Below are 16699 nucleotides of genomic sequence, written 5' to 3'. Positions count from 1 at the left end.
ACTTATTCTATTATTCTTTCTGCTGATTCCTGCCCCGGCGGTTTGGGGCGGAGCGTCCAAGGCCCAGCCGGCAGACCGTATTACGCTTACCTTTGCCGGAGATATTGTGCTGGACGGCTTCGTAGGGGAGCAAATAGCGAGGTACGGGGTTCATTTTCCGTTTGCCAAGGTAGCTCCTGTCCTGCAAAAGGCTGATCTGGCCTTCGCCAATCTCGAGACACCTGTATCGGTGCGCGGCCAGGCGGCAGAGAAAACCTTTGCCTTCCGTTCCAAACCGGAGACGCTTGGCGGATTAAGCTATGCCGGCATTGACGGCGTAACACTGGCGAATAATCATATCCTTGATTACGGCCAGAATGCGATGCTGGATACACTGGTCCATCTGGACAGGAACAAGATCGGCCATACCGGAGCAGGCAGCAATATGGATCAGGCTTTCAAGCCGTATGTCAAAACAGTCAAAGGCAAGCGGATTGCCGTGCTTGGGGCAAGCCGGGTGCTGTCCGGACCTTCCTGGCATGCCGGCAAAAATACACCGGGTGCTGCCTCGGCCTACACGGCGGAGCCGCTGCTCGGCGCCATCAAGAAATCCGCCAAAGACAATGACTATACCATTGTATATCTGCACTGGAACGAAGAGTTCGCGGATTATCCGGAGAAGTACGCCCGGACGCTGGCCAAGCAGATGATTGACAGCGGCGCGGACATCATTCTCGGTGCACACAGCCACTGCCTGATGGGAATCGAGTACTACAAGCATAAGCCGATCTACTATTCGCTGGGTAATTTTGTGTTCAATAAATCGACGCGCGGCGGTGAGAAGACCGTGCATACGATGCTGGCTGACTTCACCATAACGGGCTCGGGGATTACCAGCCGGATCACTCCGCTCAAGATCATCGGCGGACAGCCGAACTTCATGGGCGCCGCCTATAATAAGGAAGCGATCATGAAGCTGAACAAGCTGTCGTTCAACGCGAAGATTGCTGCGGATGGAGCGGTTAGTGAGAAGCTGTGAACCGGGAAGGCGGCGTGGAGTGAATGAATTTGACCGCATGGTGAAGGCGAAGGTTCTTAAATGGATTGCCTGCTGATGCTGGCCGTCTGCGCCGTCTGATCCTTGAGCACATGTTACGGTTTTGTACGATTACTCCGTCTGACTATTCTCCGGCAACTAGTTGGATTTTCGCTACTTAATTCTCTGTAATTCTGGAATATGTAGCGATTAGGTGGAAAAATGCAGCTTATTTCGGGCCATTATCCACGTTGAGAGCAGAATCGGCAATAATAAGTAACGTTTTTCCACTTAGTCTACTCTTAGAGGCGTTCTGCCGGAAATTAGGTGACGTTTTTCCACTTAGTTTAATCAGTGAACCGCTATGGAGCAGCCTAAGGTACAAAATGCACTCATCAGGAGTTTCCGCCATCTGGTTTTCTAACATTGGCAGCAGCAAATTGGCATACAAGCACAGAAAACACAGCAAGCACAGCAAGCACAGCAAACACAGCAAACACCCCACAGCCATCGCGGCTATGGGGTGTTTGCTGTGTCAATCATGCGCTATTGGAGTGTTGTGCTGTGTCGATCATACGGCTATAGGAGTGTTGCGTTTTATCAGTCATTCGGCATGAAGTATTTCACTTTGTCGACTACACTAACTCTTACAGCCAACCAACCAGATCAGCCCTTAACCGCCCCGGCGACAACGCCTTTAACAATATACTTTTGCAGGAAGATGAATACGATGATGGACGGCAGTACGGCCATTACCATAGCTGTCATTGCATACTGCCAGTCGGAGGTGTACTGTCCGACGAAGGTGTAAGCGGCCAGCGTCAGTGTCTTGGTATCCGGTGAGCCGTTGACCATGAGGAGCGGGAGCAGGAAGTCATTCCAGATCCACATCACGTCGATGATAACGATGGTAGTCGTTACCGATTTCAGCAGCGGGAAGATGACACTGAAGAACAGGCGGAAGCCGGAAGCCCCGTCGATCGTGGCGCTTTCATCGATTTCCAGCGGAATCCCTTTAACAAAGCCGTGATAGATGAATACGGCAAGAGGTGCGCCAAAGCCCCAGTAGAGCAGGCCCAGTCCCCAGGTGCTCTCGGACAGGTTGAGGTTCTTGGCGGTCTGCAGCACGGTCAGCATGATGGACTGGAACGGAATCAGCATCGGCATAATGCAGAGGAAGTAGATTACGCCGCTCCATTTTGTTTTGGTCCGGGCCAGCTTGTAAGCGGCAATAGAGGAGACGAACACAATCCCCAGCAGCCCGAGCCCGGTAATGATGAAGTTGTTCAGGAACAGCCGCGGATAGTTGATGAATTCCCATACATAAGCGTAGTTGGCGAAAGTCAGCTTTTGCGGCAGGGCAATCACGTCGGTCATGACCTCGCTGAAGCTTTTGAACGAGTTGATAATCGTCAGGAACAGCGGATACAGGAACAGCAGCGAGAGGAGGACAAGCACAATCTCGAGTATAACTTTGCCGGACTTGTTGTTGGTTTTCATTATGCCTCCACCTCTCTTTTCTTGAAGAATGTAAGCTGGATCACGGTAACGATCAGCACCGCAACGAACAGGATAAGCGCTTTCGCCGTACCGTAGCCGTACAGGTTGTTCTGGAACGTGTCACGGTAAATGTCATAGGCGATACTGTAAGTAGTGCCGCCTGGACCGCCGCCGGTCAGCGACAGGATCACATCGAATACTTTAATAGAGTTGGTCAGCGCCATAAACACAGAGATCGTAATGGAAGGTGCGAGCAGCGGCAGCGTAATGCTGAAGAACCTTCTCAGTGCTCCGGCACCGTCTACTGTTGCGGCTTCTTTAAGATCCTCAGGTACGGACTGCAGGCCGGCGATATAGATTACGAGATAGAATCCGATGGATTGCCAGATGGATACCCCTAATATGGATATGAAGGCCAGCCCCGGCGTCCCCAGCCAGCTCAGGCCGAAAATGCCCCAGCCGGTGCTTTCGCCAAGCGAGTTGAAGCCCTGCATAAAGATGAATTTCCAGATGAAACCAACGATAACCAGACTGAGAATGTAAGGAATGAAGAAGGCCGCTCTTAGCCAGGAGGTAGATTTCAGTTTCATATCGAGCAGCACGGCCAGCAGAATCGCCAGCACATTGACGATAACGATGTAGAGCACCGCATATTTAATCGTGAACCAGGCCGAATCGGAGAAATTGGTATCTCCCATAAAAATCTGCTTGAAGTTATCCAGCCCTACGAACTTGGGATGCTTGGAGATCCCGTTCCATTTGGTCATGGAATAACGGATGGTCATGATAAACGGAACATAGAAGGCTATTGCGATACAGATCAGAACGGGGAGGGTGAAGAGCCCGAACTCCGTTTTCTCGCGCCATTTTCTGCCGAGTGATTTTAACATGGATGCACCTCTTCTGCTATTTATAGGGTGGGAGTAAAGGACCCCGCTTGCCACACTTAACCATTCCGGTTAGTCTATATTGTGTATTATAGGGCAGCACCGTATACTCAGAAATGGATTTAAGAAGACAGTTAGGGGTAAAAAAGTGAACTGCAAGCGGAAACAAAATTAGAGGCGGGGAGGCTTGCGCCATCATAAAAAACAACATACAAAAGCTGCTGGAGCCGCTGCTGGAGCGGGTTTCCCGCCGTCTGGCCAACAAGCTGATCCTGCTGTTCTCCATTATTATCATCCTCGTGGTCACGTCGCTGACGTTCATCTCCTACGGGATGCTGCGCAAGGAATCGGTGAACAATAGCATAGCAAGCACAAGCAATAACCTGCTGCTGGTCGGCCGCAATCTGGAGAGCTATCTTGACGGGATTGAGCAGCTGTCCCTGCCGCAGATCTCCTATGATGAGTTTGCTTACGCCATTACGCATGAATCACAGGATTATGCTTCCAAGATGTATGTGGAGGATTATCTGAAGAATCTCTATTTTTCACGCAAGGATCTGGAGTCCATCTATCTCTACATCATTAAGGAGCAGAAATATTATTACGTAACCAAGGAGAACTATAATATTACGGTCCGGGTTGCCGAGCATCCGCCGATTGATCATCTGACCTGGTATAAGCGTGCGCTGGCCAGCCCGAATAACCGGTCCTATCAGTCTTTTGTCAGCGGTAATGCGGAGCAGGGCGACTACAAGGTCAATACGGATGCAAGCTTTATGGGCTATCACCGGCTGCTGCGCTCGATCGCTTCCCGTGAGCCCCAGGCGGTGCTGTCGCTGTATTTCAATTCCAGTGTGGCGGATGAGATTATGAAGGACATTCCCTTCTCGGAAGGGGACCATCTGATGTATATCAGCCCGGACAATGAGCCGTACGTGGTGGATGATCAGGCATTTTATGAACGGACGGAAGAGGCGGATCTGCTGAATAAGCTTACAGCGGAGCAAGGCGGACAGGTGACCTGGTCAGACGCTCAGGAGAAGTACCTGGTCATCTACGACATCAGCCAAAAAGAGGGCTGGAAGCTGGTCAAGCCGATTCCTTACAAACAAATCTATGAAGCGGCGACGACAACGCGCAAGCTCAGCTATTCGATCGGGCTGCTCTTTCTGATTGCCTCTGTTATTCTGGTCGGCTTCCTGTCCAACCGGATTACCCATCCGCTGAAAAACCTGTCCCTGCAGATGAAACGCTTCAGCGCCGGCAGCTTTGAGGCGGAGGCGAGGGTGGAGGGCAATGATGAGATTGCCTATCTGTCACGGCATTTTAACAAAATGGTGGAACGTACGAACGAGCTGATCAATGAACGTTACAAGATGAAGATTGTTGAAAAAAATGCGGTGCTCAAAGCACTCGAAGCGGAGATTAACCCGCATTTTCTGTATAATGCCCTTCAGGCAATCTCCACCAAGGCGCTCAAGAACAACAATGATGATATCGTCGAGATGGTGGACAATCTGGCGCTAACCCTCAGGTACTGCATCAGCGGACGGGATGTTGTCCAGGCGAGCGAGGAGCTTAGGCATATTGAGCGCTACATGGCCTTGCAGAAAGCCAGGTTCGGCAGCCGGATGCAGGTGGTCTATGAATGGGATGAGAGCCTGCTTACGCTGCGGATTCCGAAGCTGTCCGTGCAGACGCTGGTGGAGAACTGCATCAAGCATGCCCTGGAAAAGGTGTCGACCACCGTGACCATCCGGATTGAGGCGCATGTGACGCCTGCCTACAATGTCATTTCGGTGATGGATGACGGGCCGGGAATGACGGCGGAGCGGCTTGGTGAGGTGCTGGGCTCGCTGCAGATTCAGTGGGATGAGGAGACCAGCGGTACTGAAGCATCCGGGGAGGACGAAGGACATGAGAGCATTGGCCTCAAAAACCTGAATACCCGGCTGAAGCTGCTGTACGGGGATGAAGCGGGACTGCTGATAACTAGTGAAGGAAACGGAACACAAATGGATATTCTTTTACCGCGGGGAGGCCAATAACAACATGTATAGAGTACTGATCATTGATGATGAGGAGCCGCTGCGCGAAGCGATTCATATTCTGGGGGATTGGAAGGGGCTCGGGGTCAGCGAGGTGCTGGAGGCGAATGACGGCAAGACCGGTCTGGACATGCTGCGCAGGGAGAAATTCGATCTGGCCCTTGTTGACATGAAAATGCCGGAGCTCGGCGGCAGCCAGCTGCTGCAGATTGCGGAGCAGGAATTTCCGGAGCTGCTGCTGATTGTCATCAGCGGCTACAATGATTTTGAGTATACCCGGCAGGCGATCCGTTCCAAGGTGGTCGATTATTTGCTGAAGCCGGTGAACCGCGGCGATCTTAACAGTGCGCTGCGCAAAGCTGTAGATCTGCTTGAAGCCAGGAAGCGGGAGAGAAGCGAGTTCATTGCACAGAACATCACGCTGAATATGTCCGTGCCCAAGCTCAAGGAAAAGATGTACCTGTCTATTCTGGAGCGCAGCTTCAAGAACCAGTCGTACGAGGCCTTCCTGCCGCTGATCGGTGCGGATACAGCCGGCAACCAGTATACGGCCGGCATTCTGCGGCTGCTTAATCTGGAACAGGTGCGCAAGGGGCGGTTCCATGAGGACCGTGATCTGATGCATTTTGCCGTGACGAACGTGATTAATGAGAATAGCGGCGGTGCATTCGAAGCGTTCAGCTTCGTGAATCCGAGGAATGAGCGGGAACTGATTGCGATCTTTACGATGAAAAAAGGCTATGAGGAGGATGCGGCCTTCCACTCCATGCACCAGCTCAAAAAAGCGGCCGCGACGCTGAAGGAGCTGTTCGGTATACACTGTGCCGGCGGGCTTGGAGCTACTTATGGCGACTACCTGGAGCTGGCCGGTTCCTGCGAGACTGCCAAAGCGCGGCTGGATGATATTGACCTGCTGCAATTGAAAGCGCCGGTGGTAGCCGGTGGCGGCGGCGCCGTGCAGGAATTCAGGGACCACCCTTCCCTCACCGGGCGGATGCCGCAGATCCGCAGCATTCTGGAGAGCGGGAATGCCGCCCATGCCAAAAGCATTCTGAACGAATTCACCCAGAGGTGGCAGTCCTCGGCCCGTTTCAGCCTGGGAGATGCGGACCGGACACTGCGAGAACTCCTGATTCTGCTGGGCGATATCGCCGGGGAACTGGATGAGGTGCCAACTTCGCTGCGTGCTATCAAAAATAAAGGGCTGGCTGCACTTAGCCTCAGCGGTGATTATACCTCGTTCAGCCAGTTCGAAGGACTGCTGAATGAGCTTCTGGATGCCTATGCCGGTGAAATCAGCAGGTCGCTTGCGGGCAACCGAAGCGGTGTGCTGGAAAATATAAAAGCATACATTGATAACCATTATTTTGAGAATATTAAAATATCGATGTTCACGGATAAGTATTTCCTGAGCAGAGAATACTTGATGAAGCTGTTCAAGGGCAAATACGGCTGCGGCATTCATGAATATGTGCAAAAGGTGAGAATGGACAAAGCCAGGGATCTGCTGGCCGACCCGGCGCTTAAGGTTCAGGATATTTCCGAAATGCTGGGCTATAAGGACAAGAATTATTTCAGCAAGGCGTTTCGCAATTACTACGATTGTTCACCTTCTGAATTCCGGGCCCGTGCCCTGGAGGCAGAGAAGTGAAACGGTTACATTAGCCCACTTTTTTACCCTTAGAAGTTCACTTATGTACATTCTTATCCTTTTTCTTTTTATTTAGAATAAACACCAAGAACACAAGATACATGAGGAAAAGGGGGCAACATCATGTTAAAAAGATTCATGGCAGTGTCTGCGAGCCTGTTGCTATTCGGAGGATTGCTGGCCGGCTGCGGAGGCAATAACAATAATGCTGCTAACAACACAGCTGGAACTAACGGCGGGAACAATGCAGCTACCGAAACAGACTCCTCCAAGCCTGTAACGATTAATATGTTCACTGCATCACCAGAGTACACGGACGCATTCAATGCATATATTGCCGAGTACAAAAAAGTGAAGCCGAACGTGACCATCAACCTGGAAATTATGCAGGCCGACTATAACACGGTACTGAAATCCAAAATTGCCGCAGGCAGCACGCCTGATGTCTTCCAGACAACTGCCGGCGGGGATATCGATACTTTTGCCGAATACAGCGCTGACCTGACCAATGAACCGCTGGCTGCAGCAATGACAGATGCCGTGCGGGCCAACATGACCTCCTCTGACGGCAAGGTGCTGGGGCTCCCGGTAAAAGGGAATCTGTTCGTATTGATGTATAACAAAAAACTGCTGGCCGATGCCGGCATTACAGAGGTTCCGAAAACAACCGCCGAGCTGGATGATGCCATCACCAAGCTGGAAGCCAAAGGCATCACACCATTCGCCAATGCTTATAAAGAGTGGTGGGTTTGGAAGCACATCTTCCAGCACTTTGTAGACGCAGCGGCTATGGATGCCGGCATTGATGCGAAGACGCTGGTAGCGAACTTCATCGCCGGTGAGACCACCTTCAAGGATCATCCGGTGCTGTACGATAACTTCTTCAACTTCATCGATACTACCGTTAAGCACGGAACAGACAAGCCGCTGGAACGTGACAGCAATGCTGAAGTGAGCGACTTTGCACTTGGCAAAGCAGCGTTCATGACCGGTAAAGGCGCATGGGATGAAGAAGCAATCAAGAAAATCACTCCAGACTTCGACCTTGGCATCGCCGGCTATCCGGTCAGCGACAAGGCTGAGCAATCCCAGATTATTACCGGGGCCGACCAGGCGCTGCGCATTAACAAGGATTCCGCAGTAGCTGCCGAAACCATCGAGTTCTTCAACTGGCTGTACACTTCCGACTACGGTAAAAGCTGGTTCTCTACTGTAGCCAAAGTAATTCCGCCAATCAAGGATGCTCCGATGCCTGACCTGCAGATGCCGAAGGAAATGGATGAAATCCTCAAAACCGAAAAATCCGGCGACCTGTCTGTCAACTACTCGCTGGATACGTTCCACCAGAAATTCGGCGAGCTGATGCAGGCCTACATCGGCGGCAGCAAAACTAAAGACCAGGCGATCGACGAAATTCAGAAAGCGTGGATTCAATTCGGTTCGGCTGAATAACAGAAAGTGATCATCCGGGACGGTCTCGCAGGTAAGGTTCTTACCGGCGGGGCCGTCTTTTGCCCATCATTTGTCAGGAGGTTTAACACTTATGACCAGCAGGCTGATTGAGATTGCCGAAAACGGGCTTTATCTTACGATTGAAATTACGGAGGAGCTGGATGTCCGGCTGCTGCATTTCGGGGCGGCGCCGCTTGAGCCCGGCGTCATTGCGGATAAGCATAAGCCGGGCTTCCGGCTGCTGGAGCTGCAGCTGTCCGGGGAGGACCGTGCAGAGTATCACGGCCGGACTCACCGGGCTTCTTATCCGGGACTGCGGATGGAATATGACGGACATAGCGACACTGCTAATGCGCTGGGGCGCAAGCTGGAGCTTACACTGAAAGATCCGGTCACTGCGCTGAAGACAGTGCAGCATTTTCAGTTTTACAGCGGAGTGCAGATCGTCCGTGCCTGGACGGTGCTGAAGAATGAAGGAGACAGTGAAATTGCTGTAGAATATATTTCTTCCTTTGCCCTTACAGGAGTGGACAAGGAGGGGAGCCGTGACAGGGAGGACAAGATTGAAGTCACACTGGCGCACAGCGGCTGGCAGAGCGAGCTGCAGTGGCGGACCTACAGCCTGCCGGAGCTGGGTATGTACCATCTGGCTGACCGGGGTTCGAAGCGGATTGCCGCCAGCAATACGGGCTCCTGGTCGGCAGCGGAGCTGCTGCCGATGGCGGTGCTGCACAACAAAGAAAGCGGAAGCAGCCTGTTCTGGCAGATTGAGCATAACGGCTCGTGGCACTGGGAGCTGACCGACCAGTCCGATCAGCTCACTCTGCTGGCCAGCGGACCAACGGAGCATGACAACCACTGGTGGCTGAAGCTTGCGCCGGGTGAGGAATTCATCTCCGTGCCGGTTGCCGCCGGCTCTGTGCAAGGGGGAATAGAAGCGGCGGCCGCGCAGCTGACGGCCTACCGCCGGATCATCCGCAGACCGAATGAGGACAATGAGCTGCTGCGGATAATATTTAACGATTATATGAATTGCCTGTGGGGCAGCCCGACGACAGAGAAGCTGCTGCCGCTGATTGATGCTGCAGCAGATGTGGGCTGTGAATATTTCTGTATTGATGCCGGCTGGTATGCGCCTGGAGAATGGTGGGATGGTGTAGGCCAGTGGGAGCCTTCGGCTGAACGTTTTCCTGAAGGGATCAAATTTGTGCTGGATTACATTCGCGGCAAAGGTATGATTCCAGGGCTGTGGCTGGAGCTGGAGGTCATGGGCATCAACAGTCCGAAGCTGGCCGAAACGGATGACAGCTGGTTCTTCATGCGGCACGGCAAGCGGGTCAAGGACCGCAGCCGTTATCAGCTGGACTACCGCAATCCCAAGGTTATCGAACATGCCGACGGTGTTATAGCCCGTCTCGTAGAGGAGTATGGTGTAGGCTATATCAAAATGGACTACAACATCAATGCGGGGATCGGCACCGAGACGGATGCAGACAGCTTTGGCGACGGGCTCCTGCAGCATAACAGGGCCTACCTGGCCTGGCTCGACAGCATCTTTGCGCGTTATCCGGAGCTGGTCATCGAGAACTGCTCCAGCGGCGGCATGCGGATGGATTATGCCATGCTGAGCCGTCACAGTATCCAGTCCACCAGTGACCAGGAGGACTACGTGAGCTATGCGGCGATTGCCGCCGGTTCCCCGCTGGCGCTGACCCCGGAGCAATCGGCGGTCTGGTCTTACCCGCTGCGCGAAGGCGATGATGAAGAGGTCATTTTTAATATGATCAACGCCCTCCTGCTGCGAGTGCACCAGAGCGGCCATCTGGCAGAGCTTGCGCCCGGCCGCCGGGAGCTGGTGCGTGAAGCGCTGGATTACTATAAATCGATCCGCGCACTGATCCCGCAGGCAATGCCATTCTGGCCGCTTGGCCTGCCGGACAGCCGGGGACAGTGGGTCAGCTATGGTCTGCAGCACGGTAATATCCGCTATCTGGCAGTGTGGCGGATTGCCGGGGAAGAACAGGGAATAACGCTGCCGCTGCCGGAGCTTGCCGGCCGGGAGATACGGATCAGCTGCGCTTATCCCAAGCAGCATGGCTCCGAATGGAGCTGGAATAAGGCGGAGGGCAGCCTGACCGTATCTGTTCCGGCTGGAAGAACGGCCAGACTGTTTGAGCTGCATAGTTAAGAGGGTATACAAGGTCTTAAGTACCGTACGAACAGAGACATCCTTCGCAATCTGGAAAGTTATTGACCAGTATTTGCGGAGGGTGTTTTTGCTATTATCGCAACAAAATATTATTATTCATGTGAAACTATCTAAAAATCATAATATTGCTAATTGAAATAATTTTTATATTTTGTCGAATCATCTCTAAACTTTGTCGAATAATATGTCGATAAATATCAAAAGATGTAGAAATAAATTTGACAGGGAAGAAATAGCACATTACAATGCAAATATAAGCGTAATCATTACTACTATTTAGAAGCCTTGATAGCTTTTAACACAAATGATTATATAAAGTGCTTATTTCAAGGGAGGATGCATAATAATGAAAGCAACTGGTATTGTGAGAAAAGTTGATGAACTGGGACGTATTGTAATTCCGATTGAGCTGCGCAGAACAATGGGAATCGACATAAAAGACCCGCTTGAAATTTTTGTTGACGGAGAAAAAATCATTCTCAGAAAATATGAGCCTACCTGCATCTTCTCCGGAAGCGCAGAGAACCTGATTAACTTCAGAGGCAAAATGGTCAGCAAGGATGTCCTTGATGAGCTGATTGCCAGCTTTGACCGGATTTAATCATTTATCTTAAGCCTGAAATTTCAGATGACCGCAGGACCGGAGTGCGCACTTTTAACAGTGTACGCCCCGGTCTTTTTACGTTGTATAAGTTTTCGGGGTTCCCGCAAAGGACCTGATCAGCATCCATGAGAGACCCCGCTTTGTGGGGGGATTTAATGCCCTTCACCCCTCGTAGACAATGAGTGCTGCTATCCTTTATCATTAACCCATGCAGAACACTCTGAAGGGAAGGTCACCTTATGACGAAACTGAAGAAACCGGAAGCGATTGTATTTGATATGGACGGAACGCTGTTCCAGACGGAAAGCCTGTTATTGCCTGCTTACCATAAAATGTTCGATATCCTTCGTGAGGAAGGGCTGTATGCCGGTCCCACGCCGCCGGAGGAGCGCATTCTGGGCAGTCTTGGTATGCTTCTTGCGCAGATCTGGAAGAATGTGATGCCGGAAGCGGATGAAGCGGTGCACCGCAGAGCCGATGAGCTGCTGCTGCAGCTGGAGATCGAAGGGCTGGAGGCCGGCGGCACACTGCTGTACCCGGGGGTTGTGGAGACGCTGCGCGCGCTGCAAGAACGGGGAGTCAGGCTGTTCGTCGCCAGCAACGGGCTGGCGGATTACATACACAGCATAGTAGTTGTGCATGAGCTGAAGGATTTGTTCGAGGGGCTGTACAGTGCAGGCGGCCAGGGAACGGCAACGAAGACAGAGCTGTTGGGCCTTCTGCTGAAGGACAACGGGGTAAGCAGCGCCTGGATGGTAGGCGACCGGTCCTCCGATGTGGAAGCAGGCAAAGGCAACGGGCAGACCGTGATCGGCTGCGGTTATGCCGGCTTCGGCCGCCAGGAGGAGCTGAAGGGCTCGGATGTCATTATTTCAGCGTTCGATGAGCTGATCGGACTGTACGACAGTGCGGAATAATTAACGGGTATGCTCCAGTACCACTAGATTAGCCCTCTTTCCGCAGCTTGCGGAGAGAGGGCTTTTTTGGCGGACATAGAGTTTGATTGAGCAGGCAAGCCAGCCTGGGAGGAGTTCGGATTTATTTTTTAAAAAAATAGGTTGATTACCTATCTACTTTATGATTTAATCATCAGTGTATCTCCGCAGAAACGGAATCCGTCCGGGTGTTCTTGGGTGCAAGACGGTAAGCCGTTTCTTCTTGCTGCTTGTGTAACTCTTTCTCCCGGAAATGAATATAAATACTTGGCATGAGGTGACACCTAAGGCTGGTGACGAATGCTGCTGTCAAAATTTGAAATAAAAATGATTTTTTTCTGAAAAGCTAGGGGGAGTCAATATGAATCACAATTCTGCAATAAAACGGTTATTCGGCAGACCCATCATTCTGTTCAGCGTTGTGCTGCTCATCAAAAGTGCCGTAGCCTGGTTTGTCGTCTTTAGCGGAGGACCGAGCTGGAGCATGGCATTCACAGAGATTCCTTTTTTCCTGATTGTGTTCAGCCTGATTGAATGGCTGGCCTCCAAGCGGAAAATTCTGTACTACATGATTGCGAATCTGCTGATTACGGTCATTTATTTTGCCGTGCTGATGTATTACAAATATTACGGGGTCATTGCTACCTATCACGCGCTGCAGCAGGCAGATAAAGTGACCAAGGTTGGGGAAAGCACATATTCGCTGATTACACCGTATTACCTGTTTATTTTTGTCGATATCATCTTCTTCCTGTTCTTCATGTTCCGTCCCAAATACATTGCCAAGTGGAAGGAACGGGGGGCAATCCGGATGAGCCGGCCAGCTCTGCTGGTGCTGTCTGCCGTTTCTTTTGGCCTGTGTGTCTTTAACATCTGGCCTAACCACGCAAGCATGAACGAGATTAAAAAAGCGGAGAGCATGGGGATTCTGAACTACGAGCTGTACACGTTATTTGCTGACACGACAGAGGATGAGGCGCTGATTGCCCCTCAGGACATCACGCAGCAGGCGGTGAATGAGGTTAAGGGAATCACGGAGCCGGCAGTGCCGCTCTATTTCGGTGCCGACAAAGGCCGGAATCTGATTGTGGTGCAGATGGAGTCGTTCCAGAACTTCCTGATCGGGCTGAGCATTGACGGGCAGGAAATTACACCGAACCTCAACCGGCTGGCACGCGAAAATACGTACTTCAACAACTTTTACACCAATGCAGGGCAGGGGACCACCTCGGATGCCGAGTTTGCGGTAAATACCTCTTTTTATGTGCCAAAGAATGCACCGGCGACCTCCTCCGACTATATGAGAAAAGCGGTACCGAGCCTGCCGAAGCTGCTTGGCGGCAACGGCTATGCTACAGCTACGTTCCATACAAACAGCGTGGAATTCTGGAACCGCACCGCCCTGTACAAAGCGATCGGCTTTGACAAGTATTATGACCAGGCTTTTTACGGGGATGACGATCACATTGCTTTTGGTTCCTCGGATGAGGTGCTATTTGCGAAGACTGTACCTGAACTGGTCAAAATGGATGCCGCAGACCAGCCGTTCTATGCGATGGTAATCTCCATGAGTGCGCATCATCCTTACCGGATTCCTGAGGAGAAATACAAAATGTCACTGCCTGAGCGCTACAAGGGAACGCTGCTTGGTGATTATATCCAGGCTCAGAACTATGCCGATTATGCGATGGGGCAGTTTCTGGAGGAGCTGAAGGCAAGCGGCCTGTGGGATGACAGCCTTGTTGTCTTCTACGGGGACCACCAGGGGGTACCGATGTATACGCTGGGCAGCGGGGAGAAGGAGCTGATTAACGGGCTGGTCGGCCATGACTACGGCTACACGGATATGTTTAACATTCCGTTCATTGTCCATTCACCAAGCGGCGGCCTGCCTGCTGTTATGAGCGGAACGGGCGGCCAGGTCGATATTCTGCCGACAGTTGCTAATCTGCTGGGAGTTTCCGTAGCGGGGCAGCTGCATTTTGGCGAAGACCTGTTCAATCAGGCCAGTAATCTGCTGCCGGTGCGGCATTTCCTGCCGACGGGTTCCTTCATTAATAACCAGAGCATTTACGTCACTGGTGACGGCTATGCTGACGGTACCAATTATAGCCTGCTGGATAACTCCAGCCTGCCCGGCGGCTCGACGGAAGCGCAGTTCAGCGCAGTCCAGCGTCTGCTGAGCCTGTCGAACAGCTACCTGCTGCAGCTGCCAAACCGGGCGGATCAGACGGAGTAATAGACTTGGCTGGAGTAACGGGAGTAATTAATTGGGAGTAGAATGAGCACCAAGTGTGGGTGAAATCCTGCACTTGGTGTTTTTTAATTTATGTAGGGGGACGCCTTGGTATTGGAGGAAGGTGGGATGGTGATGTGAGTGGGGGACTGAAGGTAATTAGGTATTAGAAGCGGCGGGGCGGGCAGAAACGTGCGGAGCGGCGGAATCAACGGTAAAAGTCCCGTTGATTCTCCCAAGTGGTGTGACACAGAGGCGTGGCAGGACGGCGGTGAGCGATATTACATCAAATTAAGAGTAATCTGCCTGTCCGTTCAAATGCTCGAAATAGGCGTGGACTTCGTCCAGCAGCTCTATGAGCTGAGCGCTTTTGTCCTCACCCAGATGGTCTATCATACCCTTGAACGTATCGCGGATCTTGGCAATGGCCTGGTCGGCGAGCTGCTCGCCCTGTTCCGTCAATTGGATCGCGCTGATCCTGCGGTCCTGGGAGTCGCTGGTACGCACGACCAGTCCCTGGCTGAGCAGGCTGTTCACCATTTGTGTAATCGTAGGAGAGGTCACGCGCAGCAGTTTGCTGACTTCCGAGACGGTAAGCGTATCCTTGCCGGTTCTTTTTTTGCCCATGCGGATCGTAATCAGTACCCGGATTTCACTCGGCTTTAGCCCGAACATTGTCGTCTTTTGCCAGTTCAGCCGAGAAAATTGCTGAAAAGCCCCCATAAGTCCGTCCACTTTGTTATATCTGTCTTCGTTCATTAGTACACCCCGTAAGCATATTTACCTATAATTATAGCCCAAATTCAGTTCTTATCAAATTTTTCTCTGCCCGCTGATGTAATTTAACCTTACAAAAGGCTGGATAAATGTAACGGTAATCTGTATATTAAGTTAAGAAACTTTACTAATTATAAAATTCAGGGGAATGCAAGAGAGTATGAGGCAAATCATGAGAGTAGAGGGCGAACGATGAATATGTCATCTGCAGGAACGCCGAAAGCGATGCGCAATATGAATGAAATGCTGATCCTGGACCGTATTATTGCTGGCGGGCCGCAATCCAGAGCGGATCTAAGCCGTGAAACGGGACTGAGCAAGCCGACCATATCCTCGGCAGTGACCCAGTTAATCGGGCGGGGACTGGTCAAAGAAACAGGACGGGCGGAGAACGCACAGGGCCGCAAGGCCACTCTGCTTGAATTTAACCGGAAATGCTATTATGTCATCGGCGCAGACCTGGGGGCGACCCGGATCAGGATGGCCCTGGCGGATATGGGCGGAGAGATTTGCCATTACAAGCAGCTGGCTATGCCGGCAGATCATCTGGCAGAGCCGGAGTTTCAGGACTTTCTGGTGCAGGGCCTTGAAGGGCTTCTTGCCGAAGCCGGGTTAAACTGGGACAGCATCCAGGCGGCGGCTTTCGGTATTCCAGGTGTTGTCAATCCCGCTGACGGCGAGGTGTCTGAGCTGGTATTGCCGCTGCGGGGCCGCGAAGCTGCGCTGAAGCTGGCGAATCTGGCACAGCTGTTACCGGTGCCCGTCGTCACCGAGAATGACGTCAATCTGGCAGCTTTGGCCGAGTATACCCTGTCCGGAGCGGAAAAAAGCCGTTCCCTGCTGTACTTCTCCATCGGTGAAGGAACCGGGGGCGGGCTGATTATCGGCGGGGAGATTTACCGCGGGCTGGGCGGCGGTGCCGGTGAATTAGCCAATGTGGTTCTTAGCGCGGGCAGGCTGGAGGATATTCTGTCTGCAGGCGGACTGAAGCAGCTCGCCTCCAGCATAACCGCTGAACAGCAAACTGCGGCAGCAACTCCACTGCTAGCAGGCCTTGAAGGATCTGCAGAACAGATATTTAATGAAGCCCGCAGCGGCAATGTTCTCGCAGAATCCATTCTGGATGCATACTGCCGCCTGCTGGCAGAAGCACTTGGCAGTATTTGTGCAGTAATCGCTCCGGACCGGGTAGTGCTGGGAGGCGGGATCGGCGGAAACGGCGACCTGCTGCTGCACAGGCTGGAAGCAGAGCTGGCGCAGCTGCAGCGCAAGCCGCAGCTGTCTGTATCCGGCCGCGGGGATAAGGATGTGGTACTCGGTGCCATTCAGATTGCCCTACAGGCTGCTTTTCGCCTTATTCGCGGACAGTAGGCGGGAATAAGGAA

Annotated in this window: 12 protein-coding genes; 9 read left to right on the top strand and 3 right to left on the bottom strand. The window is 52.2% G+C overall.

The annotated features are described in order from the left end of the window. Positions 1-19 precede the first annotated feature (19 nt). Positions 20-1018 (top strand): CapA family protein, encoded by a 999-nt coding sequence (locus M2108_RS13330; RefSeq protein WP_481856907.1) that lies wholly within the window; start codon positions 20-22, stop codon positions 1016-1018. A 663-nt stretch (positions 1019-1681) separates the two neighbouring features. On the opposite strand, the gene M2108_RS13325 is transcribed toward M2108_RS13330, so the two are convergent. Continuing rightward, positions 1682-2515 carry a carbohydrate ABC transporter permease gene (locus tag M2108_RS13325; RefSeq protein WP_277469781.1) on the bottom strand — a complete coding sequence of 278 codons (834 nt, stop codon included), beginning with the start codon at positions 2513-2515 and terminating at the stop codon, positions 1682-1684. Continuing rightward, positions 2515-3405 carry a carbohydrate ABC transporter permease gene (locus M2108_RS13320; RefSeq protein ID WP_277469782.1) on the bottom strand — a complete coding sequence of 297 codons (891 nt, stop codon included), beginning with the start codon at positions 3403-3405 and terminating at the stop codon, positions 2515-2517. Before M2108_RS13320 ends, M2108_RS13325 begins: the two co-directional genes overlap by 1 nt. 347 nt (positions 3406-3752) lie before the next feature. Between M2108_RS13320 and M2108_RS13315 the strand changes: the two genes are divergently transcribed. The 7 genes from M2108_RS13315 (at position 3753) to M2108_RS13285 (ending at position 14540) form a co-directional block, all read left to right on the top strand. Next, positions 3753-5450: a sensor histidine kinase gene (locus tag M2108_RS13315; RefSeq protein ID WP_280777056.1), complete on the top strand. Its 1698-nt coding sequence runs from the start codon at positions 3753-3755 to the stop codon at positions 5448-5450. A gap of 4 nt (positions 5451-5454) precedes the next feature. Continuing rightward, a complete protein-coding gene (locus M2108_RS13310) occupies positions 5455-7101 on the top strand; it encodes a response regulator transcription factor (RefSeq protein ID WP_277469784.1) in 1647 nt (548 codons plus the stop codon). A 123-nt stretch (positions 7102-7224) separates the two neighbouring features. Then, entirely contained in the window at positions 7225-8553 is a 1329-nt protein-coding gene (locus M2108_RS13305; RefSeq protein ID WP_277469785.1) for a type 2 periplasmic-binding domain-containing protein, read from the top strand. Between the two features lie 91 nt (positions 8554-8644). Then, complete coding sequence (locus tag M2108_RS13300; protein WP_277469786.1) at positions 8645-10741, top strand: glycoside hydrolase family 36 protein; 2097 nt, start codon at positions 8645-8647, stop codon at positions 10739-10741. Between the two features lie 364 nt (positions 10742-11105). Next, positions 11106-11363: an AbrB/MazE/SpoVT family DNA-binding domain-containing protein gene (locus M2108_RS13295; protein WP_068728741.1), complete on the top strand. Its 258-nt coding sequence runs from the start codon at positions 11106-11108 to the stop codon at positions 11361-11363. Positions 11364-11605: 242 nt separating this feature from the next. Next, positions 11606-12283 (top strand): HAD family hydrolase, encoded by a 678-nt coding sequence (locus tag M2108_RS13290; protein WP_277469788.1) that lies wholly within the window; start codon positions 11606-11608, stop codon positions 12281-12283. A gap of 379 nt (positions 12284-12662) precedes the next feature. Continuing rightward, positions 12663-14540, top strand: coding sequence for an LTA synthase family protein (locus tag M2108_RS13285; RefSeq protein WP_277469789.1), 1878 nt, complete (start codon positions 12663-12665; stop codon positions 14538-14540). 288 nt (positions 14541-14828) lie between these two features. Here M2108_RS13285 and M2108_RS13280 read toward each other — a convergent pair whose 3' ends face one another. Continuing rightward, positions 14829-15296: a MarR family winged helix-turn-helix transcriptional regulator gene (locus M2108_RS13280; protein ID WP_277469790.1), complete on the bottom strand. Its 468-nt coding sequence runs from the start codon at positions 15294-15296 to the stop codon at positions 14829-14831. Between the two features lie 210 nt (positions 15297-15506). On the opposite strand from M2108_RS13280, the gene M2108_RS13275 reads away from it, so the two are divergent. Next, positions 15507-16685, top strand: coding sequence for an ROK family transcriptional regulator (locus M2108_RS13275; protein WP_277469791.1), 1179 nt, complete (start codon positions 15507-15509; stop codon positions 16683-16685). Positions 16686-16699 lie beyond the last annotated feature (14 nt).

It is taken from the genome of Paenibacillus sp. PastM-3 (genome assembly GCF_029893965.1).
In the GTDB taxonomy this organism is placed as follows: Bacteria; Bacillota; Bacilli; order Paenibacillales; family Paenibacillaceae; genus Paenibacillus_AQ.
The sequence above is the reverse complement of the archived record's forward strand: the minus strand, read 5'-3'. Positions and strand labels throughout refer to the sequence as shown.